This window comes from Niastella yeongjuensis (assembly GCF_900110245.1).
Classification (GTDB): Bacteria; Bacteroidota; Bacteroidia; order Chitinophagales; family Chitinophagaceae; genus Niastella; species Niastella yeongjuensis.
Genome location: NZ_FOCZ01000010.1, coordinates 60,277 through 76,443 on the forward strand (window position 1 = coordinate 60,277; position 16,167 = coordinate 76,443).

A 16,167-nucleotide genomic window follows, 5' to 3' on the forward strand; every position below is an offset into this window, starting at 1 on the left:
AACATGAGCAAACAACAATATGTGCTGGCAATAGACCAGGGAACCAGCAGCACCAAAACCATTATTTTTAACGAGCAGGGAAAAGTAGTGGCGCGTGGTCATGAGCCTTTGCAAACGAATTATGGCGCCAATGGTTTTGTAGAGCAGGACCCCGAAGGCATTGTGCAAAACGTACTGGCCTCCGTAAAACATTGCCTGGAAGATTTTGCCAGTCAGCAACTGGATGTACGGGCTATAAAGGCCATTGGCATCAGCAACCAGCGCGAAACATTTGTTGTGTGGGATAAAAGCGGCAAACCGTTATACAATGCAGTGGTATGGCAATGCAAACGTTCCCTAGAGATTTGCGAACGCTTAAAAACATTGCCCATTGCCAACGACATCAAAACAAAAACCGGGTTACTGGTTGATCCATATTTCTCAGGTACCAAACTGGTTTGGTTGTATGAAAATGTAACCGAAGTAAAACAGGCGATCGATGCCGGTGAGGCATACTTTGGTACCATCGATACCTGGTTGTTGTATAAATTCACAAACGGACAAAGCTATTATACCGATCATACAAATGCATCCCGTACCCTGTTTTTCAACATCGCTTCACTCGATTGGGATGCAGACCTGTTAAAAGCATTCAACCTGCAGTCACTCAACCTGCCGCGTTGTGTTCCCGCTTCCTTTATGTTTGGTGAAACCAATTTGCTGGGAGTGCTGGAGCATTCCATTCCCATTACCGGCATGATCGGTGATTCGCACGCTGCGGCATTTGGTCAGGCCTGCCTGGAACCCGGTTCTGCCAAAGCTACGCTGGGCACAGGCTGTTCCGTAATGATGAATATCGGCGACAAACCCAAAGCCTCTACTACCGGTATGGTGACTACCATTTGCTGGAGTACCGGGCAGCAGGTTTGCTATGCGCTGGAAGGCGTGATCGTTACCTGCGGCGCTACCATTGAATGGTTGAAGAACGAATGGGAGTTGTTTAATGACAGTCGGGATACCGAAGCCATGGCCATGGCGCTGGAAGACAACCAGGGCGTATACCTGATTCCCGCGTTCAGCGGGTTGGGCGCTCCTTATTGGGAAATGAACCGCAAGGCAAGTATCCATGGGTTGACCTTCGCTACTACCAAAAATCATTTGGTACGGGCAGCGCTGGAAACCATTCCTTACCAGATAAAAGACGTAATTGGCGCTATGGAAACAGATGCCGGTTTGTTGTTGAACCAGTTGATGGTGGATGGTGGAATTACCGGTAATCGGTTTGTAGTGCAGTTTCTGGCCAACCAGTTAAACCGTAAAGTGGTTATCAGCGGTTTCCCTGAAGTGTCGGCCTTAGGCGCCGCGTATATGGCGGGGTTAAAGGTAGGCGTGTATAGCGGATTGCAGCAATTACAACAGTTGAAGGTGATAAAAGATACGCTTGTTCCTGCCGATATAGAAAGGAATAAGGTGTGGTATGAAGGTTGGAAAAAGGCGATTACTTCTTAATCAATAACCAGTGGGTCGTTTCGCCAGCTGGTGGACGACTCACTTTTTAAAGGAAGAGGTAAGAGGTAAGAAGTGCGCGAAATTCTTACTTCTTACCTCTTACTTCCTACTTCAAAAGAGACTACTTAGCGAAATAGTTCCTTAGTTCCCCTGAATTCTCTCCATAATTCCATCGGATTTGATCCGCCTTTCCATCCCCATTGATGTCATTGAAATAGAAATACGTGTTCTCGCTTTGAGAAGTGCCTCTTAATGTATAAACAGGTCCGTTAAAGGCGCCTGATTCGGAATAATATACTTTCAGGAAACCGGTATAGTTAGTCGGGTTCCAGTATACCTTATCCGCAAAACCATCGCCATTCATATCGGCAAAATAGAACCGGGTGTTTGATAAACCGCTGGTGGCAGAATTGCTGAAAGAAGCATTGGCGGTAAAGGTGCCATCGCCATCAGAAGTGTACACCATGGTTTTACCCGAGTTGAGATCGGGGTGCCAGTAAATTTTATCAGCCTTGCCATCCCCATTTACATCGGCATACCAGAATTGTGTACCCGCCGTAGTGCTGGCGCCTTCGGTACCGGATACCACCGTACCGCTGAAGTTGCCACCGGAAGTAGCTAAGTATACCCGCGTGTGACCATCATCGAAGGTGGAGTTCCAGTAAATTTTATCCGCCTTGCCATCTCCGTTCACATCGGCAAAATTATAAAGGGTAGTAGTGCCCGCGCTGGTTCCTTCCGGATTGTCAACTGCCGTGGCGCTGAAGTTGCCTCCCGATGTTGCCAGGTAAACGAGGGTATGTCCGGCGTTGAGGGTAGGGTTCCAGCGAACCTCATCTGCTTTGCCATCTCCATTGATATCTGCATAATAATAACGGGTGGTAGCAGCCGTAGATGCACCGGCGGCATGGGTAACAGCCGTAGCAGCAAAAGTGCCATCGCCGTTGGAGAGGAATACCCTTGGTTTACCACTATCGAAAGTAGCGTTCCAGTAAATTTTATCAGCATTACCATCGCCATCCACATCAGCGAAAAAGTAATCTGTTGCCGAACTGGCGCTGATGCCATTGGCATCGGTATGGGCACCTCCAAAAATGCCGGGCACATAGGTAGCCATCACCGGGTAGTGATCGGAAGGATAAAGTGTTTGTCCGTTTACGGTAAAGGTTTTGGTGATTACGCTGGAACTGGTGAAAGCCATGTTGCGGGTGCTGAGCAGCCAGTCGATCTTGGCATCGCCTACGGCATCCCAGCCATGGAAAGTAGGATCGCCGCTGGAGTCGAACAATGCGTCTACCATATTATTTCCGCTGGCATCTTTCATGATCCCCATTTCGGCCGTGCCGGGTTTGGCGTTAAAGTCGCCAAAGCAAATAACCGGCAGGTTGGCGGTATTGTTGTTATTGATGTTCAGAAGAACTGTGTCGGCATCAAGCTGGCGTTCGGCAGAGCTTACGGTTGTCCAGTGACTGTTCACCACAAAATAGCTGTTGGCGGTATGGAGTTTGTCCTGCAGCACCACCCATTTGCCGGTGCGGAAATCGGGCGTCATCATGGTAAACCAACCTGCATTGGTACGGGTAAAGCGGCTGTTTTTGTAGTAGATCGTTTTTGGCGAACCGTTAGAGGTGCCGGATTTGTAATAACCGTAACCGGCTGCTGCCAGTTGGGTATTGAACCATTCTTCGATATCGGTAACGGCAATTTCCTGCAAGCCTACGATATCTACGTCATTTTCGAGAATAACCTGCAGACAATAATCCTTCCGTACATACTGGCTGAAGGGATCGCCTTCGGCGTCATTTCTGACATTAAACGACATCACTTTAATGGGGTCCATGTCGGAAATGGTAGAAGCCGCTACGGCTGTCCGGGCATTGGACTGGGTGGTAGTTCCAGGATTATTAGCTGCCTGCTCAAAAGCGGCTTTTTTACAGGCTGCAAATCCAATGACAAGCGCCATTAACCAGGCGCAGACCGCCAGCCGGTGGATTGAATTACCTTTTTTCATGTTGATAAAGTTTTAGTTGGTACTTTTTCGTGTTTAAATATTGGTTTATGGAAATAGATTATTCATTATTGATTGACAATAATTAAAATACAGGGAATAATAAAATAACGGGTGCTTCGAACCGGGTGTGTTTCAGGCTATAATAAAAGAGAAAGTGCAGCACTTGTGAAACAAAAATAACTGTAATTAAAGTTAAGTAAATCTATTCTGAGTATAAATTTAATTAAATTAAAGTTTCGGAAACGGTTTGGTAAAGATTACTTAACGGAAGCAGATGGGGTGAAAATGGGAATGCAGTGGGGGAGGGCAGAGGGCAGAAGGCAGAGGGCAGAAGGCAGAGGGCAGAAGGCAGAGGGCAGAAGGCAGAGGGCAGAAGGCAGAGGGCAGAAGGCAGAAGGCAGAGGGCAGAAGGCAGAAGGCAGAGGGCAGAAGGCAGAGACGAAAGTCAAAGGGGTAGAGCGTGGAGCCCGAACTTTAAACCTAAAACTTTAAACTGGTAACTGATTACCTGAATGGAACCAGCTACCAGCACATATACTTATAACTAGAATTCTGAATCAATAGCAGGTTCTTCAGGAGACTCGGGTTTATTATAAACCCATGAAAGTGCTCCGGTAGGGCATTTCTCCACCTGGGCCTTGATGGCTTCCGTATCGGCGCCTGACATGGTTACCCAGGGTTTGGTTTTTAAGTTGAATACTTTGGGTAATTGCATTACACAACGGCCGGAATGTTTACAGAGTTCCGGTTTCCAAACCACGGTAATATCTTCATTGGAGTATTTAAGTTTCCTGTCAACCTCCTCCTCGTGAAAAACATAACTCCGCACCTTGATATTGCCTTCGAGCATTTTTGAAACCGGGCAATGGGAGGCAATTTCCAACAGCCTGTTCTTTTTCTCCGGTTCCAACCCGGCGGGAAAGATAATGTCGCGGTCGATAATAGTGATCGTATTGTCCCCTTCCTTCGATTGCCACATATTGGTATTCACTTTAATTTCAGGAATATCCCAGCCTTTTCTGTCGATATACATCCGCAGGGTAACGAGGGTGCAGGAGGCCAGTGATGACAATAACAACGTGTAAGGATCGGGGCCAGTGTCTTTACCGCCCTGAACTACCGGCTCATCGGCAATAAATTGCCCATTGCGCCATTCAATAACACATTGGTATTTGGAAGTGCCAATAGTACCATGAACCGGTTTTTGTAATTTATATTCCATGTAGTAGCTTTTAGTTTTCCCTTAAGAAATCAATTGCTGCAAAGTCGTTATTTTTTGCAAATAATGACTTAAGAAATCTTAAGTATTGGAAAACCAGGGTGGTGGGGATGGCTGGGCTACTCTGCCAATTCCTCGGCATTCAGCTGCTCAAAAGGTTTTTTTGCATGGCCATATTGAATGAATGGATTTGTATTCATGATTTTTCATTATCAATCTTCAATGCTTACTGGTTAAATCAAGATAATCTCGGCCTGGCTGTCGATTCGAAATCCGGTCCTTCGAAAAAGCTTTAGATTATCCTCATTTTCGATGAAAGCGAAGCGTGGATGACGCCTATTGGCTGCAAATGCTTTCTTTTTCTTGAATTGACGGATTTCATGGGGATGGTTTTCGAGTAAAAAATCGATCGTTGATACTAGTTGACTGACAGCATGGGGTCTCCAGGCTGCCATCTGATCTTTGAGCTCGACTAAATACAGGTGAACGGTCGTTGTAAGCATTACATCACAACGACCTCTCTCCCGATATTCAGTATTCTTCATTACACAATTATCAATGGCAGTAAAGGTTACCGTATGATGTTCTGGATTGCCTACAGTTGCAATCCACTCCGGCTCATTCACTGTGTCCGGGTAGGCTTTAGTTCCATCGTTCTTATCACAAAGTCCGAATCTTTCGCTGGTGATCGGGGGGAACTGACAGTCAGTACGGAAAAAATTCAAACTCATAATTCCTGTTCGATATCTAGTAGTTGATCAAATAGTTCATTGCCATGGCGCAATGACTGATTCAAATAATTTTTATCGCTAGGTATCCCTTCTGGACTGGGCAGACGACCGATCAAACCGGTTCTTTCGTCTAGTTCATATATGATGACGTGGCTACTGGCAATCGCAGCCTCGAGCGGGATAACACGCCGAAGTTGATCTAATTTGCTATCACGCTCGCTTTGAGTTAGAGATGTTTGTATTATTTTATCCTGTAAATAGCTAGCCTGTATTGCAATGCTGAAATAATTTACCAGATAAGGGCTATGCGAAGTTACTATCAGCTTATTTCCCTTGTTCTTGTTATTGAATTCCAGTAACTCAATAAGTAAATCCCATTGGGACTCTGGAAAAAGATTTTGCTCCGGTTCCTCTACAATATCTATAAAAGCTGTCTTCTTGAAGTCTTTCGCCACTTCCTGAAGCGCGATCCGTCGAAGATCTTCTGACAGAGACGAATCAGCAATAATCTTTCGAAGCCGCTCCCGTATACGTTCGCGTTGTTCCGGGGTCAGTACATTACCCTGGAAATGGCTATCCTGGTAAACGCTTTCCGAAAGATTTTGTGCTACCAGATAGAGTGGTACAAGCGATTGGAACCCACTGGAAGCTTCTGTAAGGTTAAGACGGTAGTCCTTTCCTTGAAGATAGAATATATTCCCATTTGCCTGATATTCGACAAAAACCTGTTCATTAATTGGAAGAATCAGCGAACGGCTAAGATTCTTTGCCGCGTTATTCACTTCTTCTACGAACTCCGATAGTGCTGGTGAGATTTGCTTGGATGCCATCGGTGTCTGCACATAAGAAATGAAGTTTCGCTCAGCCGGTACATACACGATCTGTGGAAGCTCATATGATCCATTCTGAATTTCGGAAATAGTCAGTCTATTTTCGGCAAACCGAAAATGTCTTGATTCCCCTTTATATTCAATCAGTGTTCTTCCATGCCTGTCGAGATAATTGTCGATCCGGTGGAATGATAGACGCTCCTGGACAAAATGGCCTTGTTCCTCGAACTCTTCTTTGTCATAATCTCCTCGGGTCAACACTTTTTCCATCCAGGTAAAGGTAGAGATCAGCTTGGCGACCACACTTTTGCCACTTCCCTGGTTCCCCAGGAAAACTGTTACTTTACTTATATCTAACCAGCCGTCATTTTCGAGCAGGCCCTCCTTTATAGGACCAAAGTTCTTTACTTTAATTTGGCTCATTTTTGTTTCTGATTGTAACTGACGCTATCCGTTCCGTTACATAATTGCATGAAAATTAATGTATAAGCCGAAGGTACAAAAAATACGGCTGCTCTCAAGTGATTCTAACGAACACCGGTAACTTTAATGGAAGAAAAAACACAGTACTCACTATTCTCCCAATCCGAGGACATTGACTTTCTTTTTGCGGCAAAGCCTGGTTTTAACGTAAATTAGTGAGCTTTTAAAAATTCCCGGGATTGGTATTAACCAGCCCCGATTGTTCGATTACCGATTGTTTTGTAGCTTACAACCCACTTAATGAAAAAAGCTTTATCCATATTTATACCGATTAGTATCCTGTTACTGGCCAGTTGCGGGAGGTTCGATAACGATCTGTTTGATGCCGTCAATAAGAATGACATTGGAAGTATAGACCATATGCTAAGGAAGGGGCGTGTAAATGTGAACGAGAAAGATGCCGATGGCCGCACTCCTTTGTGGCTGGCTGCCAGCCTGGGTGAAAAAGACATTGTTCACCTGCTGATCACTAATGGTGCGTATACCGAAGAGAAAGACCGGTTTGGTGAAACACCGCTGTCGGTAGCAGCCATGAAAGGACGTACAGAAGTTGCCCATATACTGGTGGAGAACAAGGCAAATGTAAACACGGTAAACCTCGATAATGTATCCCCTCTTATGTACAGCGCTGCTTATGGTTTTGATGCCATCGTTTCTTTATTATTAAAACATGAGGCCCTGGTAAATGTGGTCAGCAGGGAAAAACTGACCCCGCTTGTTTATGCCTGTAACAACAATCATAAAGACATTGCCAGCCAGTTGATCGCGCACAAAGCCGATGTGAATTTCATGCTGCACGACAGTGAAACCGTATTAATGGTCCTTTCCACCAAGGGCTATGCAGACCTGGCCAAATTGTTGATTGACAATGGTGCCCAGGTAAATGCCGAAACCACTTACAAAACCACCGCATTGATGGCTGCCTGCCGTAACCGCCACGCCGATGTAGTAAAAGTATTGTTAGCTGCCAATGCTGATCAAACCATTAAAGATGAGAATGGCGAAACAGCGCTGGACCATGCTAAAAGAGCAGGAGACAAAGAGAGTATTGCCCTTTTAGAAGAAGCTATAAGTAAGAGATGAGCAAAAGACAAATACGTAACTGTTACAGGTTACAGGTTACAGGTTACAGGTTGCAGGGAATCCCTGAATCCTGTAACCTGTAACCGGCACCTGATACTTAAGACAAGAGGATTCCCACTTTACATGGCAACCTCCTCGATTAATAAATTCTTGTCATTAATCCCGAGCCATTTCCGGAGCCACCACTTCCGGTGATAGTTATATGGCCGGTATTTCCATTGCCATCATAGCCCCAGGCTTTGTTGTTGGTAGCAGTGCAATTTGTAACGGTATGGGGTACGTTTTGACCGGCGCTCCCCAGTTTGAAACCATTGCCATCGCCGGCGCTTCCATAACCATGATTAGAGGCGGTGCAACCGGTAATGGTAACGCTGGAAGGTTGTCCGTACAGGTCCCAGCCGTCATCGGAGTTGTGGTTAGCGGTACAGCTTTGGAACTTGTTGCCGCTGCCGCCTGACAATTTACAGGCAAAGCCATCGGCGTTTTCACCGCCGTCGGCATTGTCGTAATTCTCATTCGATTTGCAGGATTGAATGTTGTTGTCATGCCCGCCATTGTAGATCTGCAAACCGGTGTCGTGGTTACCCGTAGTGGTAACATTATTACAATAGTTGTAACCACCTGTCTGGAATACCAGGCCGGCATCGGGTGCATTTTTGATCACCATATTGGTGATGTTCCAATAACTGCCATTACATTTTACTCCCCAGCTGCCGCTTGGCTGGCCTGAGCAATCGAGGGTACCTCCGGTAAAATTGATCTTGGAGCTGGCTGTACCACTGTTCAGCAATTGCAGGGTAGCAGTTAATTTAATAGTACCGCTAACCGTAATGATGTCACCGGCTTTCGCATTGGCGATGGCTGTTTTTAAAGCCGATTCGGTAGTAACAGTGGTGTTGGTTTCTGTAGCAGCGGAGCGATCTGATGGATCTGTGGGCAGTTCATGGTTCTTTGCGCAACTGGCAAAAAGGATTACAAGCGCCAGGGCGCCGAAATTTTTTTTCATACTTTAAGGCAAGTTTAATCGTTAAAAAAAATGTTCTCTATTAAATTTAGCACTTGTACTAAATTGTTAGAGTTATGTTTTAACAATAATTTGTGCAATCGATACCGGTAACGATTGCACCTGATCTGCCTCCTGATCCATTAATAGTAAAACCCACATTTATGAAGTCCGGCGTGGTATTTATGAATTAGAACTCCTTACCATCTATATTATACAAGTTATAATCGGTCATGGGTGCGTCGGTATAACCCAGGGTTCTGCCCATGGTTATTATTTGTCCGCGGTGATAGGTACTGTGGTTAGCAAAGTGCATAATGTACTCGAAGTTCCTGAAATCACAGCTAAACCAGGGGCTTTCAATAAAGGTTCTGTCCTGCACGGTTTCATCGGTCATACTATTAATATAAGTAGCCAGTTCGCCAGAGGTTTTTAACAGGACATCAAAAACATCCTGAATGGTGCCGGTGAATTCATTATAAGGAAGCTGATCCTGTTTTTTGATAATGGAAAGCCAGTAGCGTTCAGTTTGCCAAATGTGCAGCAGGGTCAGTTTTATGCTGGGAAAGCTGCTGGCCACTTCCTGCTCCAGATCGGTGATAGGCTTGCTATTCAGCCATTTTACCAGGGTTGTATTTGCCCAAAGGTTGTAATTCGCATAATTCTTCATTAAATAGGCAATAGCTGTTTCTGTTGAGGTGGCCGGAGCCATGTGTTGGGTTGTCATAATTAATGTGTTTATTAATACAAAGTAAATAATGGGTAGTGACAACATTATGTCAGCAGAAAATTGAAACCGCCAAAAAAAGAAGGTTATAATATTTTAAAAAAGTATATTATCTTGGGAGCTAATCATTATATCTATGAAATCCATTACATTAATCCTGGTTACCCTCGTGTCTTTTATTGGTAAAGGTTATTGCCAGTCTGCCAATGGGCAGGAATTTGGAGAGGATATTAAATCCTGGTTGAAGCTGGGTGAACACCAGGTTGATCTGATGAGTGTAAAACAAAACATCACACCGCGGCAGGTGGAGCTCTCCAACAAAGTGAGGCAGGCGATGACAAAGAATGCCGCCTGGGTACGTGACTCTCTTCCGAATGTTACCGATTCTTCTGTTATCTATGCAAAGTTTGGTTTAACAAAAGCTGAATTTGATGAATACCTGCTTTCTGGTGAAACAAAGACAACGCCCGAACTGGTGAAAACCGGCGAAGAAACCCTGTTGATCACCAAAAAGAAGAACAGCCTCGTTTTTCAGGGCACAGGCCGGTTAAAAGTACTGGACTCCATAAGATTCAATACGGCTTTGAATGAACCGCTTTATAATGGAAGGGAGCTGGAACTTACCAACAAATCAGGTGTCGATAATAGTGATAATCCTTTTAAAAGCCCCTGGAACGGCTACCATTTCTCTTACGAGCATTATGGCGATGTAATGGACAATGATCCTAAAAATCTCACTGCTTCTACCATCACTTTTGATATTGGACAGATCAAAGACAGTGGCAAAACCATCCTCATGTTCATGCTCATGAGCTTTGAGAACGGAAAAATGATACAATCATCTACGGTTATCTGTATGTTTAAATAGCGGAGTTTCAGATAATATAACAATCCACAATAATATTGGGTAATATTTTCCTTTCCCCATTCTTTTTGATCGTTTCGGTCTAAAAAGAATGGGGTTTGAGTATTTATTTACACATAACCACGGTCAGTTTTTGTTAATGAAGTAAATATATAGCAATATCCTACATATTATTATTCGGGCTTATCATTTGCATTATGGAGTGGGGTTCCATGCAAAACCTATTTGGAGACCGACCACTAAAATCTTTGAGTGAATAAGAACATGAGTTGCTTCGAGGGGGATATTTAGTTTTTCCATTTCAATTATTAACGATTGCTACTAACATTTCACAAACAGATTAATGTTTGTTAGCGCATCTTATTGCTAAACAAAATAAAAACGTGTATGCAACGATCAACTTATGTGGTAATTATGGCTGGTGGAATTGGCTCTCGTTTTTGGCCGGTAAGCAGAACTGATTATCCAAAACAATTTCTTGATATTCTGGGAACAGGTGAAACGTTGATCCAGCAAACGTTCCGTCGATTTGAGCGGTTGGCGCCACTGGAAAATATTTATGTAGTTACTTCCACAGATTATACCGGGATTGTAGAAAAACAATTACCGCTGTTGCCTAAAGAAAATATCTTAAGTGAGACTGATAGAAAAAATACAGCTCCCTGTGTTGCCTATGCTTCTTTCAGGATACTACAGAAAGATTCAAACGCTTCTATTATAGTGGCACCTGCCGATCACCTGATCCTTGATCAGCAGGAGTTTGAAGCGGTTTGTAACAAGGGATTACAATTCATTGAAACTTGTGATGCACTCCTTACCATTGGAATCAAACCTTCGTATGCCAATACTGGGTATGGATATATACAATTCAACAAAGAAACAGAAAAAGATGGGGTACACCCGGTAATTACCTTTACTGAGAAACCAGATGCGCAACGCGCGGCAAAATTTGTAAGTAGTGGGGAATACCTGTGGAACTCGGGCATATTTATGTGGAAGGCAAGATCAATTATTAATTCAATTGAAAAATATCTCGGTGATCTGTATCAGTTGTTTAAGGAAAAAGAAAACTGGCTTGGAACAAGTTTTGAGAGATTAATGATCACCGATATTTATGCAGTATGTGAAAACGTATCGATCGACGTTGGCGTAATGGAAAAAGCAAACAATGTATACATCATACCGGCATCGTTCAGATGGAGCGATTTGGGAACCTGGAACAGCGCCTGGGAGAACATGGGAAAAGATGTTCGGAACAATGCAGTGGCCGGCAATGGCGTACTGGTAATAGATACAACCCAATGTGTGGTACATGCTTCAAACGAAAAACTGGTGGTGTTACAAGGCCTGCATAATTATATAGTGGTCGATACAAAAGATGTGTTGTTGATCTGCCAGAAAGAAAAGGAACAGGATATAAAACAATACGTAACTGAAGTGAAGAAATTGAAAGGTGAGCGCTATTTATATTCTGTTAACGACAATGTAAAACCAGCAGCCGCTGTAGTTGAACGTGTTTATTAAGTAGTATTGTTTGTGTACTGATAATCATTACTGAACAATAGTTTTCCGCAGGTTGCACATAAAAATAATATGATAGTCGCTGATAATGTGCAAGCTTTTTGATAGATACAGCCTGACCTTACCAACCCTGATCGTACCAGTAAAAAACTCCCTGCCTGTGGGCGTAGTAATTTCCTGATTGTATGGGGATGATCCCCTTGTAGCTGAAATGCTTTAAAAAGCAAAAATTTAAATAACATATGGGTTATAGAAATATAACGCAGCCACTCGTTTGGCGTGCACTACATAGCTTTTGTCTTTTATTATTGATACTGTTTAGTATAACGTCCTGCACCAATACAAAGAGGGCCGTATACTTCTCAGGTCAACAAACGGGTTCATTCCAACCACCCGCCATGGAAAAGCCGGTTATACAGAACAACGATCTGTTGAATATAACTGTGAGCAGTTTAAATCCGGAAGCATCGGCTGTGTTCAATCAGCCTGGTGGTGCTAATAACAATAATAACAGCAATTCGCAGCCAACGGCCACTACTACACCGGCAAACGGTTACCTGGTAGATGGTGAAGGCAATATTCAATTTCCGTTTTTAGGTACTATAAAGGCGTCTGGCATGACGAAAGACGAGCTGAAAGATAAACTCACCAAATCGCTGGTTGATAAAAAGCTGTTGGTTGATCCTATTATAACAGTTCGTTTTCTGAATTTTAAAGTAACAGTATTGGGTGAAGTGGCACATCCCACCGTGGTGACAGTGCCCAGTGAAAGCATCACGTTACTGGAAGCGTTGGGCCTGGCCGGTGATTTAACCATCTATGCACAACGCGATAACGTGCTTGTTATCCGGGATGAAAATGGTAAAAAGCTTACTCACCGCTTAAACCTTAATTCTACTGAGTTATTCTCTTCACCATATTATTATTTAAAGTCAAACGATGTGGTATATGTAGAACCAAATAAAGCAAAAGTAGCCAGCACAAGCAGAACAAATACCTGGTTGCCGATCTTATTCAGTGCTTTGTCATTGGGAGTAATAGTTGCTGACAGAATTATAAAATAAGAAAAATATTTTTTATGCAAGTGACACACAAAAACGGACTGGAGATGGAGGGCAAGGAAACCAGTGCTGCCCAGTTATGGAACCGTTACGCATCTTACTGGCCCTGGTTTGTATTTATGTTGTTACTGGCAGTTGGCGGGGCTTGCCTGTACATGCGGTTTGCTATTCCAAAATATGAATCTACCGCCCGGTTATTAATTAAAGATGAAAAGAAAGGGGTAGAAGATTCCAAAGGCCTTGAATCACTCAACCTGATCTCTACCAAAAAGATCCTTGAGAATGAAATGGAGGTCTTATCATCCCGCACCCTGGTAAAAGAAGTTGTAAACAATTTACAACTGTACGCACCGGTGTATGAAGAAAGAAAGCTCAATTCCTGGCTGGAATCGAACAAATGGCTCTCTGACAACCGGTTTACAGGCTGGATGACAAAAAAAGGGATGTCGCCCGGCGGATTACCTGCTTATACCACCTCACCGGTAATAGTGAAGGTACAAAGTCCCGACAGCCTGCGTGAAGTGAAGAAAGTTCCTTTTGTCTATGACAGGGCTGCAAATAAAGTAGTCCTCGGTTCAGAAGGTTATGCAATAAACGAATGGGTGCATACTCCTTATGGTACATTGCAATTCTTACCTAATCCCCGGTTAAGCGATTCAACGTATATTCCAAACGGACAATACTATTTCTCCTTACAGGAGCCCAAGAAAGCAATAGCAGATATTCAGAACCGGTTGGTGATTGCATCGGCCAGTAAATTATCTTCTATTCTCAACCTCACCATTCGCGATGAGGTGCCTGAACGCGGGGAAGACATCCTGAACGAATTACTGACAGCGTATAACGTGGCCATGTTGAAAGACAAAAACACCCTGGCCGCCAATACCCTCAAATTTGTGGAAGACAGGTTGAACCACGTATCACGCGATTTGAGCGGCATTGAAAAAAAGATAGAAGGATATAAGTCATCCCAACAGGCAGTGGATGTAAGTGAGCAGGGAAAGCTGTTCCTGGAAAATGTAAGTGCGAACGACCAGAAGTTAAGTGAGATAGATATGAAACTGGCAGCGCTTGACCAGGTAGAGCATTATGTGAAACAAAAAGATGACAACAGCAGCATTGCTCCATCTACACTGGGAGTTACTGATCCTGTGTTGTCAAGTCTGCTTGATAAATTATATGAAAAGGAGCTGGAATACGAAAAGAAGAAATCAACTACTGGAGAAGGTAACCCGTTGTTGACCTCAGTAGCTGACCAGATCAACCGGATCAAACCGGGGATCCTGGAGAACATTCAAAATCAGCGGCATAATTTACAGGCCAGCAAATCGAACCTGGCCAGTACCAACAGTTCTTATACCTCAGTACTGCAAACCATTCCTAAAAAGGAACGTGACCTGATAGAAATAAGCCGTCAGCAAAACACCATGCAAAGCATTTATGCTTTCCTGTTGCAAAAGAAGGAAGAAACGGCGCTTTCTTATGCAGCCAATGTTTCCGACAGCCGGGTGGTTGACCGTGCTTCTTCTACTGTAGCACCGGTTAGTCCTAAAGTACCGATCGTATTTGCAATTGCTATCGTAGTTGCCATGGCGTTTTTTGTGATATGGGTAACACTGAAAGAATTATTTAACCGGAAGATCATGTATCGCCAGGATATTGAACGGTTAACCAGTCATCCGATAATTGCAGAAGTATCGAAGAGTAAAGCAAAAGAACCCATCGTAATAGGAGCAAATAACCGCACGTTTGTGGCTGAACAGTTCCGCAAACTGCGGGTGGCCCTCAATTACCTGGGTGTAAATACCACGCATAAAAAAGTACTGGTTACTTCAGGGATCTCAGGAGAAGGGAAAAGCTTTATTGCTACCAACCTGGCACTGAGCATGGCATTGACCGGTAAAAAAGTAGTGTTGCTTGAAATGGACCTGCATAGTCCGGCTATTAGCGAGAACATGGGTGTTGACAGAGAAGTGGGCATGTCCAGTTACCTGCTGGGCACCCGTGATCCGGAAGAGATCATTAAACGCACCACCTTAAATGATAATTTGTTCTTTATTCCTGCGGGGCCGTTGTCGGGTAATCCAACCGAGTTATTAATGAACAACCGGTTGCCTGAGTTGCTGAATTACCTCGATGGCATCTTTGATTATATTATCATCGATTCGGCACCAGTTGCCCCGGTAACAGATGCGTATATTATATCGCCTTTATGCGATGCAACCTTATATATTATCAGACACCGGCATACGCCAAAAGTGCTGGTTGAACAGTTAGACAAGAGCAGTAAAGTGAATATCCTGAAGAATATGGCCATTGTATTTAATGGCATTCGTCCACGCGGCTTTGGTAAACAGCATTATGGCTATGGCTATGGATATGGCGACGGCTATGTTTACAAAGAAAAAAGAAGTAAAAAGACATCATTCAAGCCAATATAAGATTGACCTCAGGTGAGCCATTCACCAATGGCGGATGGCTCACTTTCTCTCTACCACATTAGTATAACAAATTGAAAATTAATTGCCAGTTACGGCGTGCTGTAACTGAGTTGGGCGGAGCCTGTTTTAAACAAAAACTCAAAATCATAGTAGCATATGGAAGCGAATAAGAAATGGTATGCCGTTTATACACGGCCACGTTGGGAAAAGAAGGTAGCTGATCTGCTGGTAAAAAAGCACATTGAAACGTATTGTCCTTTGAACAAAATAGTTCGTCAATGGGCCGACAGAAAGAAATTGGTGCTGGAACCCTTATTCACCTCCTATGTTTTTGTGCACACCATGCCACAGGAACAGCTGGCTATTAGACAAACAGATGGCATTCTCAATTTCGTATACTGGCTGGGACAACCCGCTGTTATTCGTGATGAGGAAATAGAGGCGGTGAAACAATTCCTCGATGAATACCATAACGTACAACTGGAAAAGATACACGTAAACATGCACGACAGGGTGCGGATAGCCAGTGGTCCGTTGATGGCGCGTGAAGGCGATGTAATTGAAGTAAGAAGCAAAACAGTAAAAGTACAGCTTCCTTCTCTCGGTTATGCTCTTACCGCGGAAGTAGAAAAGGCCAATGTAGAGGTGATACCCATGGCTACCTCTTATGCCAACAACTTTTATAATGCACTTTTTAAATAAAT

13 protein-coding genes are annotated in these 16,167 nt (G+C 43.7%); 7 read left to right on the forward strand and 6 right to left on the reverse strand.

Features of this window, described 5'->3' with window-relative positions:
• Nucleotides 1–3: 3 nt before the first annotated feature.
• Nucleotides 4–1,488, forward strand: coding sequence for an FGGY family carbohydrate kinase (locus BMX95_RS24165; protein WP_081197249.1), 1,485 nt, complete (start codon nucleotides 4–6; stop codon nucleotides 1,486–1,488).
• A gap of 121 nt (nucleotides 1,489–1,609) precedes the next feature.
• Here BMX95_RS24165 and BMX95_RS24170 read toward each other — a convergent pair whose 3' ends face one another.
• From BMX95_RS24170 to BMX95_RS24190, 4 genes are all read right to left on the reverse strand, one after another.
• A complete protein-coding gene (locus tag BMX95_RS24170; RefSeq protein WP_081197248.1) occupies nucleotides 1,610–3,499 on the reverse strand; it encodes an FG-GAP-like repeat-containing protein in 1,890 nt (629 codons plus the stop codon).
• A 544-nt stretch (nucleotides 3,500–4,043) separates the two neighbouring features.
• The gene (locus tag BMX95_RS24180; RefSeq protein WP_081197247.1) at nucleotides 4,044–4,721 is read right to left on the reverse strand and encodes a (4Fe-4S)-binding protein; all 678 of its coding nucleotides are present in this window, start codon (nucleotides 4,719–4,721) and stop codon (nucleotides 4,044–4,046) included.
• Between the two features lie 230 nt (nucleotides 4,722–4,951).
• Nucleotides 4,952–5,449 carry a hypothetical protein gene (locus BMX95_RS24185; protein WP_081197246.1) on the reverse strand — a complete coding sequence of 166 codons (498 nt, stop codon included), beginning with the start codon at nucleotides 5,447–5,449 and terminating at the stop codon, nucleotides 4,952–4,954.
• Entirely contained in the window at nucleotides 5,446–6,702 is a 1,257-nt protein-coding gene (locus tag BMX95_RS24190) for an AAA family ATPase (RefSeq protein ID WP_081197245.1), read from the reverse strand. The genes BMX95_RS24185 and BMX95_RS24190 overlap by 4 nt, the downstream gene beginning before the upstream one ends.
• A gap of 300 nt (nucleotides 6,703–7,002) precedes the next feature.
• Between BMX95_RS24190 and BMX95_RS24195 the strand changes: the two genes are divergently transcribed.
• Entirely contained in the window at nucleotides 7,003–7,845 is an 843-nt protein-coding gene (locus BMX95_RS24195; RefSeq protein WP_081197244.1) for an ankyrin repeat domain-containing protein, read from the forward strand.
• Nucleotides 7,846–7,984: 139 nt separating this feature from the next.
• Here BMX95_RS24195 and BMX95_RS24200 read toward each other — a convergent pair whose 3' ends face one another.
• Nucleotides 7,985–8,851 carry a right-handed parallel beta-helix repeat-containing protein gene (locus BMX95_RS24200; RefSeq protein ID WP_081197243.1) on the reverse strand — a complete coding sequence of 289 codons (867 nt, stop codon included), beginning with the start codon at nucleotides 8,849–8,851 and terminating at the stop codon, nucleotides 7,985–7,987.
• A gap of 187 nt (nucleotides 8,852–9,038) precedes the next feature.
• Nucleotides 9,039–9,575, reverse strand: a complete 537-nt coding sequence (locus BMX95_RS24205) for a DinB family protein (protein WP_081197242.1) — start codon at nucleotides 9,573–9,575, stop codon at nucleotides 9,039–9,041.
• 136 nt (nucleotides 9,576–9,711) lie between these two features.
• On the opposite strand from BMX95_RS24205, the gene BMX95_RS24210 reads away from it, so the two are divergent.
• The 5 genes from BMX95_RS24210 to BMX95_RS24230 all read left to right on the forward strand — a co-directional run bounded on the left by BMX95_RS24210 (nucleotide 9,712) and on the right by BMX95_RS24230 (nucleotide 16,165).
• Complete coding sequence (locus BMX95_RS24210; RefSeq protein WP_081197241.1) at nucleotides 9,712–10,443, forward strand: hypothetical protein; 732 nt, start codon at nucleotides 9,712–9,714, stop codon at nucleotides 10,441–10,443.
• A gap of 384 nt (nucleotides 10,444–10,827) precedes the next feature.
• The gene (locus BMX95_RS24215) at nucleotides 10,828–11,964 is read left to right on the forward strand and encodes a mannose-1-phosphate guanylyltransferase (protein ID WP_081197240.1); all 1,137 of its coding nucleotides are present in this window, start codon (nucleotides 10,828–10,830) and stop codon (nucleotides 11,962–11,964) included.
• 395 nt (nucleotides 11,965–12,359) lie between these two features.
• Nucleotides 12,360–13,025, forward strand: a complete 666-nt coding sequence (locus BMX95_RS24220; protein WP_242672969.1) for a polysaccharide biosynthesis/export family protein — start codon at nucleotides 12,360–12,362, stop codon at nucleotides 13,023–13,025.
• A 14-nt stretch (nucleotides 13,026–13,039) separates the two neighbouring features.
• On the forward strand, nucleotides 13,040–15,463 hold the full coding sequence (locus BMX95_RS24225) for a GumC family protein (protein ID WP_081197238.1): 2,424 nt from the start codon (nucleotides 13,040–13,042) through the stop codon (nucleotides 15,461–15,463).
• Nucleotides 15,464–15,619: 156 nt separating this feature from the next.
• Entirely contained in the window at nucleotides 15,620–16,165 is a 546-nt protein-coding gene (locus BMX95_RS24230; RefSeq protein WP_081197237.1) for a UpxY family transcription antiterminator, read from the forward strand.
• Nucleotides 16,166–16,167: the final 2 nt, after the last annotated feature.

Bases quoted from the DNA above. Each gene is read 5' to 3' on its own strand.
- BMX95_RS24205 (WP_081197242.1), bottom strand. From the start codon at position 9,575: ATGACAACCCAACACATGGCTCCGGCCACCTCAACAGAAACAGCTATT.
- BMX95_RS24195 (WP_081197244.1), top strand. From the start codon at position 7,003: ATGAAAAAAGCTTTATCCATATTTATACCGATTAGTATCCTGTTACTG.
- BMX95_RS24200 (WP_081197243.1), bottom strand. From the start codon at position 8,851: ATGAAAAAAAATTTCGGCGCCCTGGCGCTTGTAATCCTTTTTGCCAGT.
- BMX95_RS24215 (WP_081197240.1), top strand. From the start codon at position 10,828: ATGCAACGATCAACTTATGTGGTAATTATGGCTGGTGGAATTGGCTCT.
- BMX95_RS24210 (WP_081197241.1), top strand. From the start codon at position 9,712: ATGAAATCCATTACATTAATCCTGGTTACCCTCGTGTCTTTTATTGGT.
- BMX95_RS24165 (WP_081197249.1), top strand. From the start codon at position 4: ATGAGCAAACAACAATATGTGCTGGCAATAGACCAGGGAACCAGCAGC.
- BMX95_RS24170 (WP_081197248.1), bottom strand. From the start codon at position 3,499: ATGAAAAAAGGTAATTCAATCCACCGGCTGGCGGTCTGCGCCTGGTTA.
- BMX95_RS24220 (WP_242672969.1), top strand. From the start codon at position 12,360: ATGGAAAAGCCGGTTATACAGAACAACGATCTGTTGAATATAACTGTG.
- BMX95_RS24180 (WP_081197247.1), bottom strand. From the start codon at position 4,721: ATGGAATATAAATTACAAAAACCGGTTCATGGTACTATTGGCACTTCC.
- BMX95_RS24225 (WP_081197238.1), top strand. From the start codon at position 13,040: ATGCAAGTGACACACAAAAACGGACTGGAGATGGAGGGCAAGGAAACC.
- BMX95_RS24185 (WP_081197246.1), bottom strand. From the start codon at position 5,449: ATGAGTTTGAATTTTTTCCGTACTGACTGTCAGTTCCCCCCGATCACC.
- BMX95_RS24230 (WP_081197237.1), top strand. From the start codon at position 15,620: ATGGAAGCGAATAAGAAATGGTATGCCGTTTATACACGGCCACGTTGG.
- BMX95_RS24190 (WP_081197245.1), bottom strand. From the start codon at position 6,702: ATGAGCCAAATTAAAGTAAAGAACTTTGGTCCTATAAAGGAGGGCCTG.